Here is a 17,481-nt window from a genome sequence, read left to right on the forward strand (position 1 = left end):
TAAATGGGTAGAATACATCTTTTTGAATTTGAAGACCAAAAGTGGTTTCCAGAATCCATAAGAAATTATGGAACAGATTTCCTACAATTTCTTTCAAACAAAACAAAGTTATATAAACCCATAATTTCAGTAATTAAAAAAGGATTAAAAAAAGCCAACACCAATACCATTATTGATTTGGCATCTGGTGGCGGCGGAGGTTTACTCTGGTTAAACAGTAAGTTAAAAAAAGATATTCCCAATTTAAAAATCGTCTTAACCGATTATTTTCCAAACATATCTGCTTTTAAATACACGGTTGAACAATCTGACAATTTTAGCTATATAAGCACATCAGTGGATGCTAAAAATGTTCCTGATGATTTAAAAGGCCTAAGAACACAGTTTTTGTCTTTGCACCATTTTAAACCTAATGACGCCCATAAAATATTGCAAAACGCAGTAAACTCTAACAGTAGTATTGCTGTTTTTGAAGCTCAAGAAAGAAGTGTTCCGAGCATTATAGCTATGCTATTTTCTCCCTTAAGCGTATTGTTTACAACTCCATTTATTCGACCTTTTAAATTAGGGCGAATTATTTTTACATATCTAATTCCTATAGTGCCATTATTTGTGCTCTGGGATGGTATTGTTTCATGCTTAAGAACATATTCAATAAAAGAGATGCAAGAGATTGTAAATCAATTGAAAAACAAAGAACAATTCCATTGGGAAATAGAAAGAGTTAAGTCTGGACCAGGAGTAATTCTATATCTATTAGGAACACCAAAACAAAGTTAAAATGAGAGACTCAGTTAAAGCAGTCAATTGGGGTTTTATTGGGTGTGGTAGTGTAACAGAAATAAAAAGTGGCCCAGCGTATCAGCAAACACCAGGTTTTAAAGTTTATGCTGTAATGCGTAGGGATATTACCAAACTTAAAGATTATGCAACACGTCATAACATTGAAAATATTTATACTGATGCCGATGAACTAATAAACGACCCAAATATTGATGCCATATATATCGCAACGCCACCAGATACGCATAAATATTATGCTTTAAAAGTCGCAGAAGTAGGTAAAGCTTGTTGTATTGAAAAGCCGCTATCCCCCAGTTATAAAGATAGCTTAAGTATTTATGAAGCTTTTGAAAAACTGAATACACCTTTATTTGTGTCTTATTACAGGCGCTCTTTACCACGGTTTTTAAAAGTAAAAGATTGGATACGTGATGGTTTTATTGGAGAGATTAGGCATATTAGTACACACCTTAGTAAGCCAGCTAGTGAAAAAGATTTATCAAAAGCGTATAATTGGAGAACAGATACTCAAGTAGCACCAGGTGGGTATTTTGATGACTTAGCAAGTCATGGTTTAGATTTGTTTGTTTTTCTTCTAGGTAATATAGTGGAGGCTACGGGAATTGCTACTAATCAGCAAAAACTATATTCGGCAAAAGATGCTGTTACCGCAACTTGGTTACACAAAAACGGAATTACGGGCGTGGGAACATGGAATTTTGGGTGTAGCCACCATAGTGATACGGTTACTATTTATGGGAATAAAGGTACTATAGAATTCTCTGTATTTCACGAAAAACCAATAGTTTTAAAAAGTGACAAAAAAAATGAAACGTTATTTATAGAAAATCCTAAACACATTCAGCAATTTCACGTAGAAAACATGGGCGACTCTTTTACAAACTTTAAGAAGCACCCATCTACGGGTAAAACAGCCTTACATACAAGTTGGGTAATGGATAAAATTTTAGGAACTTTAAATAGTTAGAAGATTATTTTAATTATCATTTTAACTAGATTCCTAAAAACACCAAGCTTTTTTATATCTTTCAATCTTAATATTTAAAAACTCATTTTATGAGAATTCAATTGATTTTAATCTGTATTATTTTTACCATTTTTTCAAGTTGCAAGTCTAGAACCACTAATAATAAAGAGGTGCCAAAATCAAAACTTAAAGTCCTTATAGTTGATGGAGAAAATAATCATGGGATATGGCCTAAAACGACTTTTATGATGAAAGATTATTTAGAGGAGACGGGCTTATTTGAAGTTGATATAAATAGAAAAAAGTATACTTGGATAGGTCCTCATTATAATGAAGTTGAAGGTGTTTCAGATATTAATGAATTACTTAGTATGTACCCTTTAAATGATAAAGTTGAACGAACTGCTGTTGATTCTACGAAATATGACCCAAACTTCAGTCCAAATTTTAAGGCTTACGACGTTGTGGTCTCAAATTTGGGGTGGAAATCTTCGGAGTGGCCTAAAGAGACTAAAGCAAATTTTCAGGACTATATCAAACAAGGTGGTGGTTTTGTTCTCGTTCATGCTGCAAACAATGCCTGGGGAGATTGGGAAGAATACAATCGAATGATTGGGCTTGGAGCCTGGGGAGGACGAGATGTTGAATCTGGACCTTATATTTTTTATAATGATACAGATAAAATAGTAAAAGATCCTTCTGATGGTATTTGTGCATCACATGGTCCGCAATATGAATTTCAGCTTCAAACTAGAGCGCCTGAGCATCCTATAATGAAAGACTTACCCAAATTATGGATGCACACTAAAGATGAACTCTACGACCGTATGAGAGGTCACGGAGAAAATATGACCATACTAGCAACCGCATATTCAGATGCAAAAAAAAATGCTCCACCATGGAAAGAAGGGGTACCAGGAACGGGAAGACATGAACCTATGTTAATGGCTATTGAGTATGGCAGCGGTAGAATTTTTCATTCTGCTTTAGGGCATATGGATTATTCCTTTGAATGTGCTGGATTTATTACAACTTTTCAAAGAGGTGTTGAATGGGCTGCAACAGGGCAAGTTACTCAAAAAGTTCCTAACGATTTTCCTTCTGCTGACAAAGTGGTTGTTCGTAAATGGGATAAATAAGTTTAGTCTTTGTTTTTTACATAAATTAATTTAAAACGGCCATTGGATTGATCACGCTGTTCCATTTCAAATTGTTTAAGGGATTTAAATAAAGGGGTTAGTTTTTGAAAACCAAAATTCCTTGAATCGAAATTAGGTTGTTTCTTTAAAATTAAAGAACCAACATCGCCTAAAAAAGCCCATCCATCGTCATCAGCAGCATCTGCAACCGAGTTTTTTAATAATCGTATAACTTTAGGGGTAATATTGTATAAATTGGCTTTTTTGGGTTTTACTCCTTTTTCATTTTTATCATGATCTTCATCATCACTTGCAAGAATCTCTAAATAAATAAACTTATCACAAGCCACTATAAATGGATTGGGTGTCTTCTTCTCTCCCATACCATAAACGACCATGCCAGCCTCTCTCAAACGTGTTGCTAGTTTGGTAAAATCACTATCTGAAGACACTAAACAAAAACCATTCACTTTTTCAGAATACAAAATATCCATAGCATCAATAATCATAGCCGAATCCGTAGCATTTTTGCCAGTTGTATAGCCGTACTGTTGAATTGGTGCAATGGCATTTTCAAGCAGTACATGTTTCCATTTAGATAAATGTGGCTTAGTCCAATCCCCATAAATTCGTTTTATAGTTGGCGTTCCATACTTCGTAATTTCTTCCATCATTTCAGAGATATACTTTGACGGAATGTTATCACCATCTATGAGCACTGCGATTTTTGTGTCTTTTATCATATCTGCTAAATATAGGGATAAAAAGGCGTATCTAACAGAAGAAGGTAATTTAACTTTTCTTTAGATAGGTACGATTTTTAATCTCACTATTTTTGAAACGACTAATTCAAATAATTAAGGATATTTCCTTCTAAAATCGATTTCTAGCATGATAAATTTAACAAAGTTCACCAGGACATTTGGCCTTGTATTAATGTCGTTTATCCTCTTATTACCTCAGGCTACTGAAGCTCAAAAGAAAAAAAAGAAAAAGAAAAAACATGAAACAGAGGTAGTTTTAGAAACCTCAAAAAAAAGTGAAGATGAAAAAACTATTGATGACTTAACAAAGTCAAGCAAAAGGATAGAAGGTTTATTCACTATTTATCAAGATACCATAACAGGAAGTCTTCAAATGCTAATACAAGAAGATCAGTTGAATACTGAATATATTCATTTTGCACAAATTACCAATGGGGTTTTAGATGCAGGCAGAATTAATCGTGGTTCTTACAGAGGGTCGAAAATTTTTAAAGTCGAACGCTATTTTGATAAAATTGAGTTTGTTATTCAAAACACATCATTTTACTTTGACCCAGAAAGCCCTTTGTCAAAATCTAAAGATGCCAACATAAGTAAAGGGGTTTTATTAAGCTTAAATATAGAAGCTCAAGACCAGAAAAAAGGTCTATTTCTTATAAAAGCTGATGACTTATTTCTTAAAGAAACTTTTAAGCAAATTAAACCAGCGAGTAAACCGGGAGCCTCTCCTACCGCTTTTAAACTTGGTAAGTTAGACAAAGATAAAAGCAAAATTAGGGCTATAAAAAATTATCCAGAAAACACAAATTTGGAGATTGAGTATGTTTATAACAATCCCTCAGTATTAAATAAAGGCTCTAATGCAGTTTCTGATGCCAGACATGTAAGTATTAAAGTTTTACATTGTTTAATCGCCTTGCCCGACAATGATTATGAAGTTAGATATGACGATCCGCGAGTAGGCTATTTTACTACTAAAGTAGATGACCAAACTTCAACTAAAACAGTTGCTTACAGAGATTTGGTTCATAGATGGCACTTAAAAAAGAAAAATCCAGACGCCGAAGTATCAGAACCTGTTAAACCCATTGTTTGGTGGATTGAAAATTCAACACCATTAGAATGGAGAGAAACTATAGCAGAAGGGGTTTTAAAGTGGAATGTTGCTTTTGAAAAAGCTGGAATTAAAAATGCAATGGTTGTAAAAATTCAACCAGATGATGCCGATTGGGATGCGGGAGACATAAGATATAATGTTTTAAGATGGACATCATCACCACAACCTCCTTTTGGTGGTTATGGGCCTAGTATGGTCAACCCTAAAACCGGACAAATATTGGGGGCAGATATTATGTTAGAATATGTGCATTTTACCAATCGAGTTTTTTATGATAAAATATATAATTCGGATATTTCTGACGAGATAGAACCAGAGTACGACACACATGAATGCTCATTTGCACATGGCATGCAACAAGAGTTAATGTATGCTCAGGCCAGTGCAGTTGCTTCAGGAGCAAATGATTTAGAATTAGAGCGGATAAAAAAAGAGTCCATGACAGCCCTTATTATGCATGAAGTTGGGCATACTTTAGGACTAAATCACAATATGAAGGCCAGCCAACTCTACTCTCCAGAACAACTTTATGATCCCGAGTTCATAAAAGGTAAGTGTTTAACAGCATCAGTTATGGATTATGCAACTTTAAATATCGTTCCAGATAGACATAAGCAAGGCCAATACGATGATGTTGCTGTAGGACCTTATGATGTTTGGGCCATTCAATTTGGCTATACACCATTTAAAAATGACTCCTCCCGTGAAACATTACTTAAACAATCAACAAGGCCAGAGCACATTTTTGGAAATGATGCTGATGACATGCGCTCTCCAGGAAAAGGCATTGACCCTAGGGTAATGATTCACGATCAATCAAGTGATGCCATTACATACGCAATTGATAGAATTAAACTATCTAATACATTGCTTAAAACATCAAAGGATAAGTTTCTTAAGACAAATGAATCTTATGAAGAACTAAAACGTGTTTACAACATCCTTATTGGGCAACAAGCTACGGCAGCCGGCGTTATATCAAGGTACATTGGAGGTGTTTATATTGATCGAGCCATGGTTGGTCAAGAGGGCGCTAATCAACCTTATACTCCGGTAAGTTATACGGATCAAAAAAGAGCAATGCATGCCTTAAAAACATATGTTTTTGCACCAAATGCCTTTACTGCTCCTAAAGACTTATATAATTATTTGTCAAGACAAAGGCGTGGGTTTGATTACACCCAAGAAGATCCTCAAATTCATAATCAAATTTTGAAATATCAAAAGCGTGTGCTTACACATTTATTACATCCCAACACCTTACAAAGAATATTGGACTCAGAACTTTATGGGAATACTTATAAGTTTTCAACGATGATGACGGATTTAAATAACGCTATTTTTAAAGCAGATATATATGGAAATGTAAATTCGCTCAGGCAAAATTTACAGTTAGAATATACTAATATGCTAATTGAAATATTGAATGGGAAACAAAGCAGTAAATACACACATCATGCAAAATCTATGGCTTTGTATAATTTAAAAAGTATAAGAACGATGAGTACTTTATCAGGAGACATTTCGTCTAGAGCACATAAGCAACATTTACGAGTTTTAATTGATAATGCCTCCAAGGAAATAAAATAGAAGTCCGATCATTTATGGTAACAAAAAAGCTACTTCTTGTTGAAGTAGCTTTTTTTTATTTGGGGCCTCATGTTTCTTTTTAGGGACAATTAATTGTTTACTTTATGTTTCATGTGCTTGATAATTGTAATACAACTATTATGCCATAATCAAGAATAAGCAGGCACTTTACCTTTTACGTCTTTAAAAAACTTATACATATAAGCAAAATCTGCTTCTATATTATTTGTTGGATAAAAAGGTTCGGATATTCTGTTTGTTTTATTCTCAAAATCAAGGGTAAACATAATAATTGGAACCTCTGCTTTTTTAGCTATATAGTAGAAACCTGTTTTCCACTCCTCCACCCTTTTTCTTGTTCCTTCAGGAGCTAAAGTCATTCTAAACTCTTCGTTTTCATCAAACAACTTAGCAATAGAATCTACTTTATTTTCATTAACCTTTCTATCTATAGGAGCGCCTCCTAACGCTTTAAAGAAATAACCAAAAGGAAAAACAAACAATGCTTTTTTTCCAATAAAATTGGTTTTTACTTGAACAACTGCACGTAATAACACACCAATATAAAAGTCATGCCAACTTGTATGTGGCACCGCAATTATTACAGCCTTTTTAATAGTCTCTTTTGAAAATGAGGTATTACCTAGTATCTGCCAGCCTAATAGTTTAAAATAAATGAATTTAGCTAGCCATTGCATATTACATTTTTTGGTATAAACTTTTAACTTTGTCTCTAGTCATTACCTTTTTCCAGTTTTTACCTAAAGCGTTTTCCCAAAGTGGTTCTAAGCTCAAAGCTACATCAATCATGATATTAAACTGTTCATCAGTTAAATCAGCACAAATGCCTTGAGGTAATTCAATGCCATGCTTAGCTTTCATTTGTTTAAACTCTTTTACACCTTCAGGGTAGAATTCTTCTAAATGATCAAAAACAATACAGTTACCAATACCGTGTTTAGTTCCTAATAAATATGAAAGTCCATAACTTAAAGCATGCGCAACGCCAACTTGAGAATAAACAATACTCATTCCTCCGTGCCATGATGCCATCATTAAACTTTCTTGAGATTCTTCTTCAGAAAGCTTATCTGATAAGTAAATATCTCTACATAATTCAATAGCCATATCACCAAAAGTTTGACTAAACTTATTTAAATAGGTTCCTGTTAAAGACTCAACACAGTGAATATAGCAATCCATACCTGTATAAAACCATTGATCTGTGGGAACACCTTTAGTTAGCTCAGAATCTAAAATAACTTGATCAAAAGGCGTATAATCTGAGTTGATACCTAATTTACGTTCAGGGCCAGTTAGCACAGTTGTTCTAGAGACTTCTGCTCCAGTTCCAGAAATAGTAGGAATACCAACATGATAAATTGCTGGGTTTTTAACCAAATCCCAACCTTGATAATCTTTTGCAGGACCTTCATTAGTTAACATGATTGCAACTGCTTTCGCTAAATCTAACATAGTACCACCGCCTATACCAATAATTCCAGATGGCTTTTCCTTAGTCATTAAGATGATGTCTTCAACTAGCTTATCAACTTGAGAAGTCTTAGGTTCTTCTGCAGACGAGCAATAAATAATTTTATCGTCATAAGACAATGAAATTCTTGAAGTTAACCAAGAATTATTTTTAAAAACATCGTCAATTAAAAAAATAAACGGTGCTTTAGCACTAAGTCTTTTAGGTGCTAACACATCATTAATTTGATCGAAACTACCTCTGCCGAAAATAACATTCGACACCATTGGAAAATTTTTATAACTCATTTGTATAGGTTTACTTTTACAACAATCAAAAATACTATTAATTTAAATACTACTGGTTTAAATACTTCTGAAATTTTTCAGAAAACAAACCAACGTGGTAGCCATCTACCAATGCATGATTAGCACTTATAGCAACATTCATGATTAATTTATCATCAACTACAGTCGCCTTACCAAATGCTAGCCTGGGAACGGATTCAATTTTATCTGAAGCTGGTTCTTTATGACCAGAAAAACTCACCCAAGGCAAGGCAGAACAATGAATACAATCCTGCCCATTTTTTGGTGGATACAATTCTTTGGTGCTTTTAATCCTGTCCTTTTCAGAAGCCACATTCTTCAAAAACACCTTTAAATCTTCATCATAATCTATAAAAGAAAACCCAAAGGTTTTATCCTCTCTTATCATAGTCGCTGAAGCATGAATAGTATTATACGCAACAACACGCCCTTCTTCGATGCGATATTTAAAATTTTCAACCTCATTAATTGCTTTCATACAATCATGAAGATATTTGCCAAAAAAACTAATATCTTTTTCTTTTGAAATTTTATAAGCTTGTGTGACGTCAAAAGGAATAGTTAAACCGAAATATGGATCATGTAGTCTTGAAAAATGTTCAAAAAGCTGCTTTCTTTCCCAATTTTCAATATCAATTACCCTCATAATTACTTTAATAATTTCAAGAGATCTTTTAAGGAGTTAATAGTTTTATACGACACACCATTCGTTTCTTCCTCACTCACTTGTTCATGAGCCCAAGTAGTATGAAAGGGAACATGTATAGCATTTGCTTTTATGTTTACTAGAGGCAAAACATCAGACTTTAATGAATTCCCTATCATTAAAAACTCAGACGGATTAATATCTAAATGCTTTAAAAGCTTTGTATAATTCAATTCCTTTTTATCACTAAGAACTTCAATGTGATGGAAATAGTCAGTTAAACCAGATTTTTCAAGTTTTCGTTCTTGATCTAACAAATCACCTTTAGTAGCTAATATAAGTCTGTATTTTTTTGATAGGGTTTTTAATACTTCATTAACACCATCTAATAATTCAACAGGCTTATTGAGCATATCTTTTCCAATATTCAATATGGTATCAATAGTTTGTGTAGATACGTTATGATTAGATAGCTCTATGGCCGATTCTACCATTGAAAGCACAAAAGCCTTTACGCCATAACCGTATAAAGGCAAGTTGTCTATTTCTTTTTTGAATAATTCTTGATCAATTTTATTTGGAGTTTCGTATTTTGAAAGTAATTGCGCAAATTGATGCTCTGCATCTCTAAAGTATGTTTCATTTACCCAAAGAGTGTCATCAGCATCAAAACCAATTACCTTAATATTTTGATAATTTATTTCCATAATTTTTGAGCAAGTTCTAGGTCTTCCGGCGTATCAATCTCTACGTTTTGAATGTCGGTTACAACCATTTTAATGCGCTTGCCATACTCTAAATAACGAATACATTCTATTTTTTCGGAAGCCTCAAGTGGCAACATGGGGAGCCTGTAAAAATCTAATAGAGCTTCTTTTCTAAACGCATAAACACCCTGATGTTTGTAATATTTAGCACCAACATTAGTCTCTCTAGGGTAAGGAATTGGGCTGCGCGAAAAATATAGTGCAAAGTTATCCTTATCAACAATAACCTTACAAATATTAGGGTTTTTAATTTCTTCTTCTTCATTGATTTCAACCATTAAAGAGGCCAAATCAATCTTTTTGTCATGGTCATCCTTAAACACTTCCATGAGTTCTAAAAGTGATTGCTTATCTGTAAAAGGTTCATCGCCTTGAATGTTAACTACTATATCTACATCCATAAACTCTACCGCCTCAGCAATTCTATCACTACCACATTCATGTTCCTTTTTACTCATTATAGCTTTTCCTCCATGATCTACAATTTCATTATAAATAATGTCGCTATCTGTAACTACAAATACATCATCAAATAAATTTGTTGCCACAGCTACTTCATAAGTATTGAGAATAACGGTTTTTCCGCCTAACTTTTGCATAAGTTTACCTGGGAAACGCGAAGCGGCATAACGAGCCGGAATCATTGAAATAATTTTCACAATTTAAGATTTGATTAGGTTAAAAAGTCTTGTCCAAAAATAACATAAAAATTCTTGCTATTTAACCTTCGAGGATTTAAACTTTCTATAGATTTTGTAAACAATAAATAAAATAAGAAGCGCTAATATACCTGCCAAAATTGGAAGGAAAATGGAAATTACAGACATTACTACCGAAGTTCCTGTTTCTAAAACAGATACTACCGGATTCGCAATTCCACCTGTAGTAGCGGTTGAGGCCAAACGTGTAGTACTTGAAGTTCCTGCCACCGCTGCTGCTGTTCCCCCTCCTGCAATAATAGCTAATGACCACGTTACAACGGGACTCAAATCGGCAACTGTTGAAAGCATAATTGCAGTACCAGCAAGAGCCGCCAAAGGAACCGCAATAGTATCTAATAAATTATCTATATAAGGAATAAAATAAGTAAAAACTTCGACTAAGGTTGCTACCCCTAATGTCACCAAAGCAGCTGTACCACCTATCCAATGCCAAGATTCATTAAGTTGCCAAACATCAAAATATGAAGCTAAACTTAAAGCAAATAAGGGTAAAAAAACTCTAAATCCTACCGATGCAGATAAGCCTATTCCAAGACAAATACTTATTATAGTTTCAATAGTCATAGTATTCAAAATATGGTTTATTCTTCAAAAAAATCATCTTTAAAACCAATAAGATACAACTTTTCTTTAGCTCTTGTTACGGCTGTATATAACCAACGTAAATATTCTTTATCTATACCATTGGGAAGATATGGTTGCTCAACAAATACGGTTTTCCATTGACCTCCTTGAGATTTGTGACAAGTAATTGCATAAGAGAACTTTACCTGTAAAGCATTAAAGTGCTTGTTAGCTTTAACCTTTAAAAACTTTTTATATTTAGTCGTTTCGCTTTCATAATCTTTCATAACCTCTTGGTACAACCTGTTTGAGTCTTCATAGGGTAAAGATGGCGTTTCTGCATCAATTGTATCTAAAAGCAATACCGTTTCAAAAGGACGCATTTTAGGGTAATCGACCATTCTTATCTTTACTTCTGCAAAACGAAAACCATAAATTTCCTGAATACTAAATATTTCTAAAACTTCTATAATATCGCCGTTAGCAATAAATCCAGCTTCAGTAGTTGGTTTTATCCAGAAATAATTATTCTTAACAACCATTAAATAATCGCCAGCCGTTAACTCATTTTCATTAAAAAGTATCCGACTTCTTATTTGTTGATTGTATAAATTTGCTCGTTTATTACTTCTTACTATAATGGTGGTTTCTTCATTACCCAGTTCACTATAAGCATCATTTATGGCATCCATAATTTCATAACCATCAATAAGCCTTACAATATCTTTATAGGGTTCTAAATCAAACTTAAAATTATCAAAAAAGGTATTTGAAAGCGCATCGCGAAGCACTGTTGCATTGGCTAAAATACCAGAGCCTTCTTCTTGACGCACCACCTCATCAAGCTCCATTTTTGTAACCTCTTTATTATAATTTAGACTTAAGTTGTTTTCATCTAAGGCAGGACTTAAATCCAATTTAACTGGGGGAAGCTGGGCGGTATCTCCTATTAAAAGTAATTTGCATTGATGTCCTGAGTAAACATATTGCATTAAATCATCCAATAACGAACCATCCTCAAATAACTTGGAATCTCCTGGTGTATCAGGAATCATAGAAGCTTCATCAACTATAAAAATGGTGTTTTTATGCTTGTTAGGTTGCAATACAAATTTAACGCTACCTCCCTTTTCTTTCTTTGGAAAATAAATTTTTTTATGAATTGTAAAGGCTTCGTTACCAGAATAATTTGCAATTACTTTTGCTGCTCTTCCCGTGGGAGCCATTAGTACAGCACTTTTCTTAGCTTTCCATAAATTTGTTACTATAGCCCCGATAATAGTAGTTTTCCCTGTACCGGCATAGCCTTTCAAAACATACAACTCTCTTTTATCTTTACTAAAAATAAAATTAGATAGCTGTTGTAAAACAATGTTTTGTTTAACGGTAGGCTGAAATGGAAACTGCTGTTTTATAAGGGAATAAAATTCGGATGCGGTCATTTAGAGCTATGTCTGTCTTAATTTTTTATTCAAAGATAAAAATGATTTTTACTCTCTTTGTTTTTACGATTAAAAAAAAATTGTAGATTTGCTAAATACCATTAATAAACTTTAAATTAAATAACACACTATGTTAACATTTATTCTTATTGCAGTTGCAGTGATATTAGTTACAATTGGCTTGGTTAAGTTGGTTGATAAATTTATTCCTTCAAAGTTTAAACCTATTCTAAACATAGTACTTTGGTTATTAATTGCATTTTTAGGTTATCAAACATATATGTCGATTTATGAGCCAATTCAATTCAATAAATTGAAAAACAAAAGATATGTTCAAGTAATTGAAAGTTTAAAAGACATTAGAAACTCTCAATTAGCTCACAGACAAGTAACTGGTAAATTCGCTAAAGATTTTAATGGTTTAATTAAATTTATTGATACTGCAGATTATACCATTACTCAACGTAGAGATTCTAGTATTGTTGATGAGGAATTAACAAAATTATATGGAGTTGATACGTTTAAAGATATTTTGATTATTGATACTTTAGGATTTGTTCCTGTTAAAGATTCTTTATTTAAATCATCTGATAGATATAAAAACATGATGAATGTACCTGTTGGTGAGGCTGGTTCTAAATTTGATTTAAAGGCTGGTTTTATCGAGCAAAACAGTATCAATATTCCTGTTTTCGAAGCATCTGTTAAAAAAGCAATTATTCTTTTTGATCAAAACAAAGATCTTGTTGCTCAAGAAAACCAAGTGGTATCGGTTGATGGAGTTAATGGAGACGCCTTAAAAGTAGGATCGATGGACGAAGTAAATACAACTGGAAACTGGCCAAAAACATATGGCTCAAACGAATAATAGTTCTAACAAACTAACTAATCTAGAATTGTCCATTCAAATAAGTTTGAGTGGACTTTCTTTTTGTATACTACAAAGAGATTCAAATACTATTACCAAACTAGAACATAAAAGTTTTCATAAAAACCTCAATCCTTTAGAAGTTCTAGACTATTTAAAAAATTTATTCATTACTGAGCAGGATTTAAATAATGAATTTCAAAAAGTTTTTGTTATTCATGATAACGATTTATGCGCACAGGTTCCTAAGGAATTGTTTAATGAAGAACATTTAGCGGACTATTTAAAATTTAACTCCAAAATTCTTAAATCTGATTTTATAACTTACGATTCTATAGAAGAGAATAATAGTATTAATATTTATGTCCCCTATATCAACATTAACAATTTTATTTACGACAAATTTGGCAGTTTTACTTTTAAACATGTTTCTACCATCTTAATTGAAAGTATATTAAAAACCGAAAAGAATGGTAATGGATTAAAAGTTTACGTAAATGTAAATAAAAATCATTTTGAAATTATTGTAATTGAAAACGGAACTTTAAAACTATATAACACCTCTAAATATCTCTCAAAAGAAGACTTCATCTATTATATCCTCTTTACTACCGAACAATTAAATTTAGACCCAGAAGCGTTTGATCTTATTTTTCTTGGTGACGTAGAAAAGGGCAATGCATTATATAATATCGCATACAAATACATTAGAAACATAAGTTTTGGTAGTGACTTACATACTTTTGATTTTAGTAATCAAAAAAGTGCAAATCACTCAAACTACACTTTATTAAAAAGCCTATAATGCGCATTATATCAGGATTATATAAAAGCCGTAAAATTGTTGCTCCAAAAAACTTACCTGTTAGACCTACAACAGATATGGCTAAGGAGTCATTATTCAATATTATAAATAACCTCTATTATTTTGATGATGTTTCAGTATTAGATTTGTTTGCTGGCACAGGCAATATTAGTTATGAATTTGCCTCTAGAGGTACAGAAAACATCACTTGTGTAGATCGAGATTTTGGTTGTATTAAATTTATCGATCAAACAGCTAATAAATTTGAAATGCCCATACAGACCATAAAAAGCGATGTTTTTAAATTTCTAGAAAAGTGTACTATACAAGCTAACATCGTGTTTGCAGATCCTCCTTATGATTTTTCTCTTGAGCAATTTTCTAAAATCCCAGAGCTTGTTTTTAAAAACAACATCCTAATGGAAGAAGGCATACTTATAGTGGAACACTCCAAACATACAGACCTTTCTGAAGTTGAACACTACGCCTATTCTAAGAGTTATGGCGGTAACGTTTTTAGTTTTTTTGAAAAGAATCAAATAAACTAATTTTTTTAATTATCTTTTTTTCAGTACTTTAGAGTTCTCTCTCCTAAGAGTCCCAAGGTTCTATGAATTGTTGACTCACAGCCAAAATTTTTTTTTGCTGTTTATGTATATGGTTTAAAGTTAAACACTAACCTTTAAAACTATATCTAATGAAGCATCTTTTTTTATTCGCATTTACAGCTATTCTTTTTGTGGCCTGCAAAGAACCTCCTCAACAACGTTATTTCTCTGAATCAACAGAAACAGAAATACTAAAATCTGGCATAGAAGCCTACGAAACTGCAAATTGGGATAAATGGAAAAGTCATTTTAGCGATACGGCCAAAATCTTTGTCAATTCCGTTAAACATACTACTGTCGATAAAAGAGCGAAAGCTCTTGAGGCTATGGCGGGCGCTATGTCTTCATATGGTTTTAATCATGATAAAGAGTACATAGAAATGGTTCTTGATAAAGAAAATGAAACTTGGGTGTACTATTGGGCCACTCATAACAATACTTTCGCCAAGAGCAATAAAAAGCTTTCCATTCCAGTTCACTTGGCGGTTCAATTTGTTGATGGTAAAATTGTTGAAGAACATATTTATTTCAATGAAACTGAAATGAATGCAGAATTTGCAGCATTAAGCGAAGTTCAAACAGACACTATAAATTCTGAAATTTAAACGTACTAACCAACCAAAAAATAAAATTATGAATACCCTTAAAAAAATCAGTTTAATTGCTCTAACCTTGTGCTTAACTTCTAGTCTTGCATTAGCACAACAAATGTTCAGAATCCATCAGGATAACGTAAAACCATCTAAGTTAATGGAATACGAAGCTATTGCGAAAGAATTTAAAACGGCGGCCACAGAACATAACATTGATGTAACTTGGTTCACTGCAATGACCAACGACAATAAATATTTCTATGTATCACCAATAGAAAATTTTGCATCATTCGATGAGCGTCCTTTTGCAGATATGGCCAAAGCCATGGGTGATGATTTTACCGATTTATTCGCCCGTTTTGACCGGTGTTACGATTCGCACGGCACCTATGTCATAGTAAAAAATGATGAGCTTTCATACATGCCAGAAGGCGTAAGTAATGCACCAGCCGATGAAACTTATAGAGAATGGTATTATATGTACTACAAACCAGAAGATGCCAAAAACATTAAAGAAGGCATGATAGCCGTTAGAGATATGTTTAAAGAAAAAGGGTCTAAACTATATTACCGGGTGTATAGCGATGGTTTAGGGCAAATGGAGCATTATTATATGGTTTCTGTCGCGTTTAAAGACGAAATGGATGCGGCACAAAGAAGTGAAGAAAACAAAAAAGTACTAGGCCCAGATAGAATGGAAACCTTTAACAAGGTCATGAACTACGTCAGCCGAATGGAAGAACACCGCGGATCTATGCGTCCAGACATGGATTATACTCCTAAAACCGAATAGAGTTAGTCACTATTATAAACGATAAACCCTTCTTTAAATTAATAAAGAAGGGTTTATTATGTTAAAGTAAACCTATAAGCCGAATTCTGTATGTTCTGAACTTGTTTCAGAATCTCATCCACAACAACAAAACACCCTTATCATTTATCTGAGTGCATTATTACTAATACACTTTAGCTGTCTACCCTCCAGCCTTAAGCGTGCCGCCTTCAAACGCTGGTTTACATGACATTGCACCACATAGAGTTTACCTGGTTTCACTACAGCATTACCTGTACATACTTTCTGTTGCACTTTTCCTAGCCTCTCGGCTGGTGGCCATTAACCACTATGTTGCACTATGGTGTTCGGACTTTCCTCTACGCAAAAGCGCAGCGATAAGGCGATTTACTTGAGCGCAAAATTACAATTCCTAATTTGGTTATTATAAATTTATTTAATTATTTAGGCATTCCCCTATCGGGCCAAGCTTTCCGTTATATCTTTCTTGGGCTAAACTTGTTTCAGTATCTCATCAAGTATTTTTGATGTATTCATAAACTAAACCCACAAAACAAACTTATAGTTATGCACAAAAAAGGATGTCACTTCAATCCTTAATGCGCTTGTTTGCTATTTATCGATTAGAATTGAATACATGCTTTGTTTTTGGAAGGTGTTCGTTGCGGTACTGTTAATTTTTGAAAATTTCTGAAGTTGCTAGTTGCCTACTTATGGTTGGTAACCAGTGTTCTGTAACGTCTTTACCCGCCATTCCAAAGAAGGCGATAACTAAATCCTCCGACGGAGATACATATAGTCCCTGTCCTCCATGTCCATGTTTGTAAAAATCTCCATCCTCATAAACTTCGTCCCATTGATAAGAATTAAATCGCTCCTCATCCGAAAACCATGATCTGGTCTTTAGATCTTTGTTAAGATTATTTTGAATTTCGTTTAAAAATCTATCCGAAATGGTTGGATTGGCATCCGTTCTACCAGATGGGCTAAATGCAAGACCAAATCTTGCCAAATCTCTTAATGTTGAATTCATTCCAAGTGGCGAAGCAGCTCTCCCGTATCCACCGTCTTGAAATATTGCATCATTTTCTACTCCTATCTTTTGCCAAATATCTCTTTCAACAAACTTGATGAAACGCTCGTTAGTTACTTTTTCTACCAACATCGTTAGCATCATCGTGTTTATATCTGAGTACTCAAACACAGTTCCCTGCTTTTTAGAAAATTCTATGGTTCTCAAATAGTCAAGAGGATTTTCCAGCTGTTGGTTAAAATTAAAGATGCCATAGGCAATTATGGATTTAGCGAAACATGCGTCCATATTTTCAAAGTCAACTGGACAATCAATTCCAGATGCCATGTCAAGAATATTTTGAATTGTTATTTCTTCCCATCCTGATCCGGACAATTCGTTCAAATAGGTGCTAATTGTGTTTTCTGAATTAATCAAACCTCTGTTTTCAAGCAATACAACAGCTGTCGATACAAA

General features: G+C 33.5%; 18 protein-coding genes and 1 other RNA gene. 9 read left to right on the forward strand and 10 right to left on the reverse strand.

Translation table 11 applies throughout. From position 1 onward, the window contains the following. Window positions 1-3 precede the first annotated feature (3 nt). From Q0857_RS11805 to Q0857_RS11815, 3 genes are all read left to right on the forward strand, one after another. Window positions 4-780, forward strand: coding sequence for a hypothetical protein (locus Q0857_RS11805; protein ID WP_298535468.1), 777 nt, complete (start codon window positions 4-6; stop codon window positions 778-780). 1 nt (window position 781) lies between these two features. Then, entirely contained in the window at window positions 782-1,771 is a 990-nt protein-coding gene (locus tag Q0857_RS11810; protein ID WP_298535470.1) for a Gfo/Idh/MocA family oxidoreductase, read from the forward strand. A gap of 89 nt (window positions 1,772-1,860) precedes the next feature. After that, complete coding sequence (locus tag Q0857_RS11815) at window positions 1,861-2,910, forward strand: ThuA domain-containing protein (protein WP_298535472.1); 1,050 nt, start codon at window positions 1,861-1,863, stop codon at window positions 2,908-2,910. Between the two features lie 2 nt (window positions 2,911-2,912). Here Q0857_RS11815 and Q0857_RS11820 read toward each other — a convergent pair whose 3' ends face one another. Next, complete coding sequence (locus Q0857_RS11820) at window positions 2,913-3,653, reverse strand: NYN domain-containing protein (protein WP_298535474.1); 741 nt, start codon at window positions 3,651-3,653, stop codon at window positions 2,913-2,915. Window positions 3,654-3,801: 148 nt separating this feature from the next. Between Q0857_RS11820 and Q0857_RS11825 the strand changes: the two genes are divergently transcribed. Then, a complete protein-coding gene (locus tag Q0857_RS11825; protein WP_298535476.1) occupies window positions 3,802-6,381 on the forward strand; it encodes a zinc-dependent metalloprotease in 2,580 nt (859 codons plus the stop codon). Window positions 6,382-6,530: 149 nt separating this feature from the next. On the opposite strand, the gene Q0857_RS11830 is transcribed toward Q0857_RS11825, so the two are convergent. From Q0857_RS11830 to Q0857_RS11860, 7 genes are all read right to left on the reverse strand, one after another. Beyond that, a complete protein-coding gene (locus tag Q0857_RS11830) occupies window positions 6,531-7,079 on the reverse strand; it encodes a 1-acyl-sn-glycerol-3-phosphate acyltransferase (protein WP_298535479.1) in 549 nt (182 codons plus the stop codon). A gap of 1 nt (window position 7,080) precedes the next feature. Further along, window positions 7,081-8,163 carry an iron-containing alcohol dehydrogenase family protein gene (locus Q0857_RS11835; protein ID WP_298535482.1) on the reverse strand — a complete coding sequence of 361 codons (1,083 nt, stop codon included), beginning with the start codon at window positions 8,161-8,163 and terminating at the stop codon, window positions 7,081-7,083. 49 nt (window positions 8,164-8,212) lie between these two features. Continuing rightward, on the reverse strand, window positions 8,213-8,830 hold the full coding sequence (locus Q0857_RS11840; RefSeq protein WP_298535484.1) for a CatA-like O-acetyltransferase: 618 nt from the start codon (window positions 8,828-8,830) through the stop codon (window positions 8,213-8,215). A 2-nt stretch (window positions 8,831-8,832) separates the two neighbouring features. Then, a complete protein-coding gene (locus Q0857_RS11845; protein ID WP_298535487.1) occupies window positions 8,833-9,537 on the reverse strand; it encodes an HAD family hydrolase in 705 nt (234 codons plus the stop codon). After that, on the reverse strand, window positions 9,528-10,241 hold the full coding sequence (gene kdsB / locus Q0857_RS11850; RefSeq protein WP_298535931.1) for a 3-deoxy-manno-octulosonate cytidylyltransferase: 714 nt from the start codon (window positions 10,239-10,241) through the stop codon (window positions 9,528-9,530). Before kdsB ends, Q0857_RS11845 begins: the two co-directional genes overlap by 10 nt. Window positions 10,242-10,313: 72 nt before the next feature. Beyond that, the gene (locus Q0857_RS11855; RefSeq protein WP_298535489.1) at window positions 10,314-10,883 is read right to left on the reverse strand and encodes a DUF4126 domain-containing protein; all 570 of its coding nucleotides are present in this window, start codon (window positions 10,881-10,883) and stop codon (window positions 10,314-10,316) included. Between the two features lie 17 nt (window positions 10,884-10,900). Continuing rightward, a complete protein-coding gene (locus Q0857_RS11860; protein WP_298535495.1) occupies window positions 10,901-12,325 on the reverse strand; it encodes an ATP-dependent RecD-like DNA helicase in 1,425 nt (474 codons plus the stop codon). Between the two features lie 130 nt (window positions 12,326-12,455). Here Q0857_RS11860 and Q0857_RS11865 point away from each other — a divergent pair, with 130 nt between their 5' ends. The 5 genes from Q0857_RS11865 (at window position 12,456) to Q0857_RS11885 (ending at window position 15,992) form a co-directional block, all read left to right on the forward strand. Then, window positions 12,456-13,193, forward strand: a complete 738-nt coding sequence (locus tag Q0857_RS11865) for a hypothetical protein (RefSeq protein ID WP_298535497.1) — start codon at window positions 12,456-12,458, stop codon at window positions 13,191-13,193. Further along, on the forward strand, window positions 13,177-13,998 hold the full coding sequence (locus tag Q0857_RS11870; protein ID WP_298535500.1) for a DUF3822 family protein: 822 nt from the start codon (window positions 13,177-13,179) through the stop codon (window positions 13,996-13,998). Before Q0857_RS11865 ends, Q0857_RS11870 begins: the two co-directional genes overlap by 17 nt. After that, window positions 13,998-14,546 carry a 16S rRNA (guanine(966)-N(2))-methyltransferase RsmD gene (rsmD, locus tag Q0857_RS11875; protein ID WP_298535503.1) on the forward strand — a complete coding sequence of 183 codons (549 nt, stop codon included), beginning with the start codon at window positions 13,998-14,000 and terminating at the stop codon, window positions 14,544-14,546. Before Q0857_RS11870 ends, rsmD begins: the two co-directional genes overlap by 1 nt. 149 nt (window positions 14,547-14,695) lie before the next feature. After that, window positions 14,696-15,211 (forward strand): hypothetical protein, encoded by a 516-nt coding sequence (locus tag Q0857_RS11880; RefSeq protein ID WP_298535506.1) that lies wholly within the window; start codon window positions 14,696-14,698, stop codon window positions 15,209-15,211. Between the two features lie 28 nt (window positions 15,212-15,239). Then, entirely contained in the window at window positions 15,240-15,992 is a 753-nt protein-coding gene (locus Q0857_RS11885) for a hypothetical protein (protein ID WP_298535510.1), read from the forward strand. Window positions 15,993-16,051: 59 nt separating this feature from the next. Here Q0857_RS11885 and rnpB read toward each other — a convergent pair. Together rnpB and Q0857_RS11895 are read right to left on the reverse strand one after the other, a co-directional pair. Next, window positions 16,052-16,386: RNase P RNA component class A (rnpB, locus tag Q0857_RS11890), an RNA gene on the reverse strand. Window positions 16,387-16,665: 279 nt separating this feature from the next. Beyond that, window positions 16,666-17,442, reverse strand: coding sequence for a serine hydrolase (locus Q0857_RS11895; protein WP_298535513.1), 777 nt, complete (start codon window positions 17,440-17,442; stop codon window positions 16,666-16,668). Between the last annotated feature and the right edge of the window lie 39 nt (window positions 17,443-17,481).

Origin of the sequence: uncultured Algibacter sp. (genome assembly GCF_947495925.1) — a bacterium.
Lineage (GTDB): Bacteria > Bacteroidota > Bacteroidia > Flavobacteriales > Flavobacteriaceae > Algibacter_E.

Bases quoted from the DNA above. Each gene is read 5' to 3' on its own strand.
- kdsB (WP_298535931.1), bottom strand. From the start codon at position 10,241: ATGATTCCGGCTCGTTATGCCGCTTCGCGTTTCCCAGGTAAACTTATG.
- Q0857_RS11855 (WP_298535489.1), bottom strand. From the start codon at position 10,883: ATGACTATTGAAACTATAATAAGTATTTGTCTTGGAATAGGCTTATCT.
- Q0857_RS11830 (WP_298535479.1), bottom strand. From the start codon at position 7,079: ATGCAATGGCTAGCTAAATTCATTTATTTTAAACTATTAGGCTGGCAG.
- Q0857_RS11885 (WP_298535510.1), top strand. From the start codon at position 15,240: ATGAATACCCTTAAAAAAATCAGTTTAATTGCTCTAACCTTGTGCTTA.
- Q0857_RS11825 (WP_298535476.1), top strand. From the start codon at position 3,802: ATGATAAATTTAACAAAGTTCACCAGGACATTTGGCCTTGTATTAATG.
- Q0857_RS11880 (WP_298535506.1), top strand. From the start codon at position 14,696: ATGAAGCATCTTTTTTTATTCGCATTTACAGCTATTCTTTTTGTGGCC.
- Q0857_RS11805 (WP_298535468.1), top strand. From the start codon at position 4: ATGGGTAGAATACATCTTTTTGAATTTGAAGACCAAAAGTGGTTTCCA.
- Q0857_RS11820 (WP_298535474.1), bottom strand. From the start codon at position 3,653: ATGATAAAAGACACAAAAATCGCAGTGCTCATAGATGGTGATAACATT.
- Q0857_RS11860 (WP_298535495.1), bottom strand. From the start codon at position 12,325: ATGACCGCATCCGAATTTTATTCCCTTATAAAACAGCAGTTTCCATTT.
- Q0857_RS11835 (WP_298535482.1), bottom strand. From the start codon at position 8,163: ATGAGTTATAAAAATTTTCCAATGGTGTCGAATGTTATTTTCGGCAGA.
- Q0857_RS11840 (WP_298535484.1), bottom strand. From the start codon at position 8,830: ATGAGGGTAATTGATATTGAAAATTGGGAAAGAAAGCAGCTTTTTGAA.
- rsmD (WP_298535503.1), top strand. From the start codon at position 13,998: ATGCGCATTATATCAGGATTATATAAAAGCCGTAAAATTGTTGCTCCA.
- Q0857_RS11810 (WP_298535470.1), top strand. From the start codon at position 782: ATGAGAGACTCAGTTAAAGCAGTCAATTGGGGTTTTATTGGGTGTGGT.
- Q0857_RS11845 (WP_298535487.1), bottom strand. From the start codon at position 9,537: ATGGAAATAAATTATCAAAATATTAAGGTAATTGGTTTTGATGCTGAT.
- Q0857_RS11870 (WP_298535500.1), top strand. From the start codon at position 13,177: ATGGCTCAAACGAATAATAGTTCTAACAAACTAACTAATCTAGAATTG.
- Q0857_RS11815 (WP_298535472.1), top strand. From the start codon at position 1,861: ATGAGAATTCAATTGATTTTAATCTGTATTATTTTTACCATTTTTTCA.
- Q0857_RS11865 (WP_298535497.1), top strand. From the start codon at position 12,456: ATGTTAACATTTATTCTTATTGCAGTTGCAGTGATATTAGTTACAATT.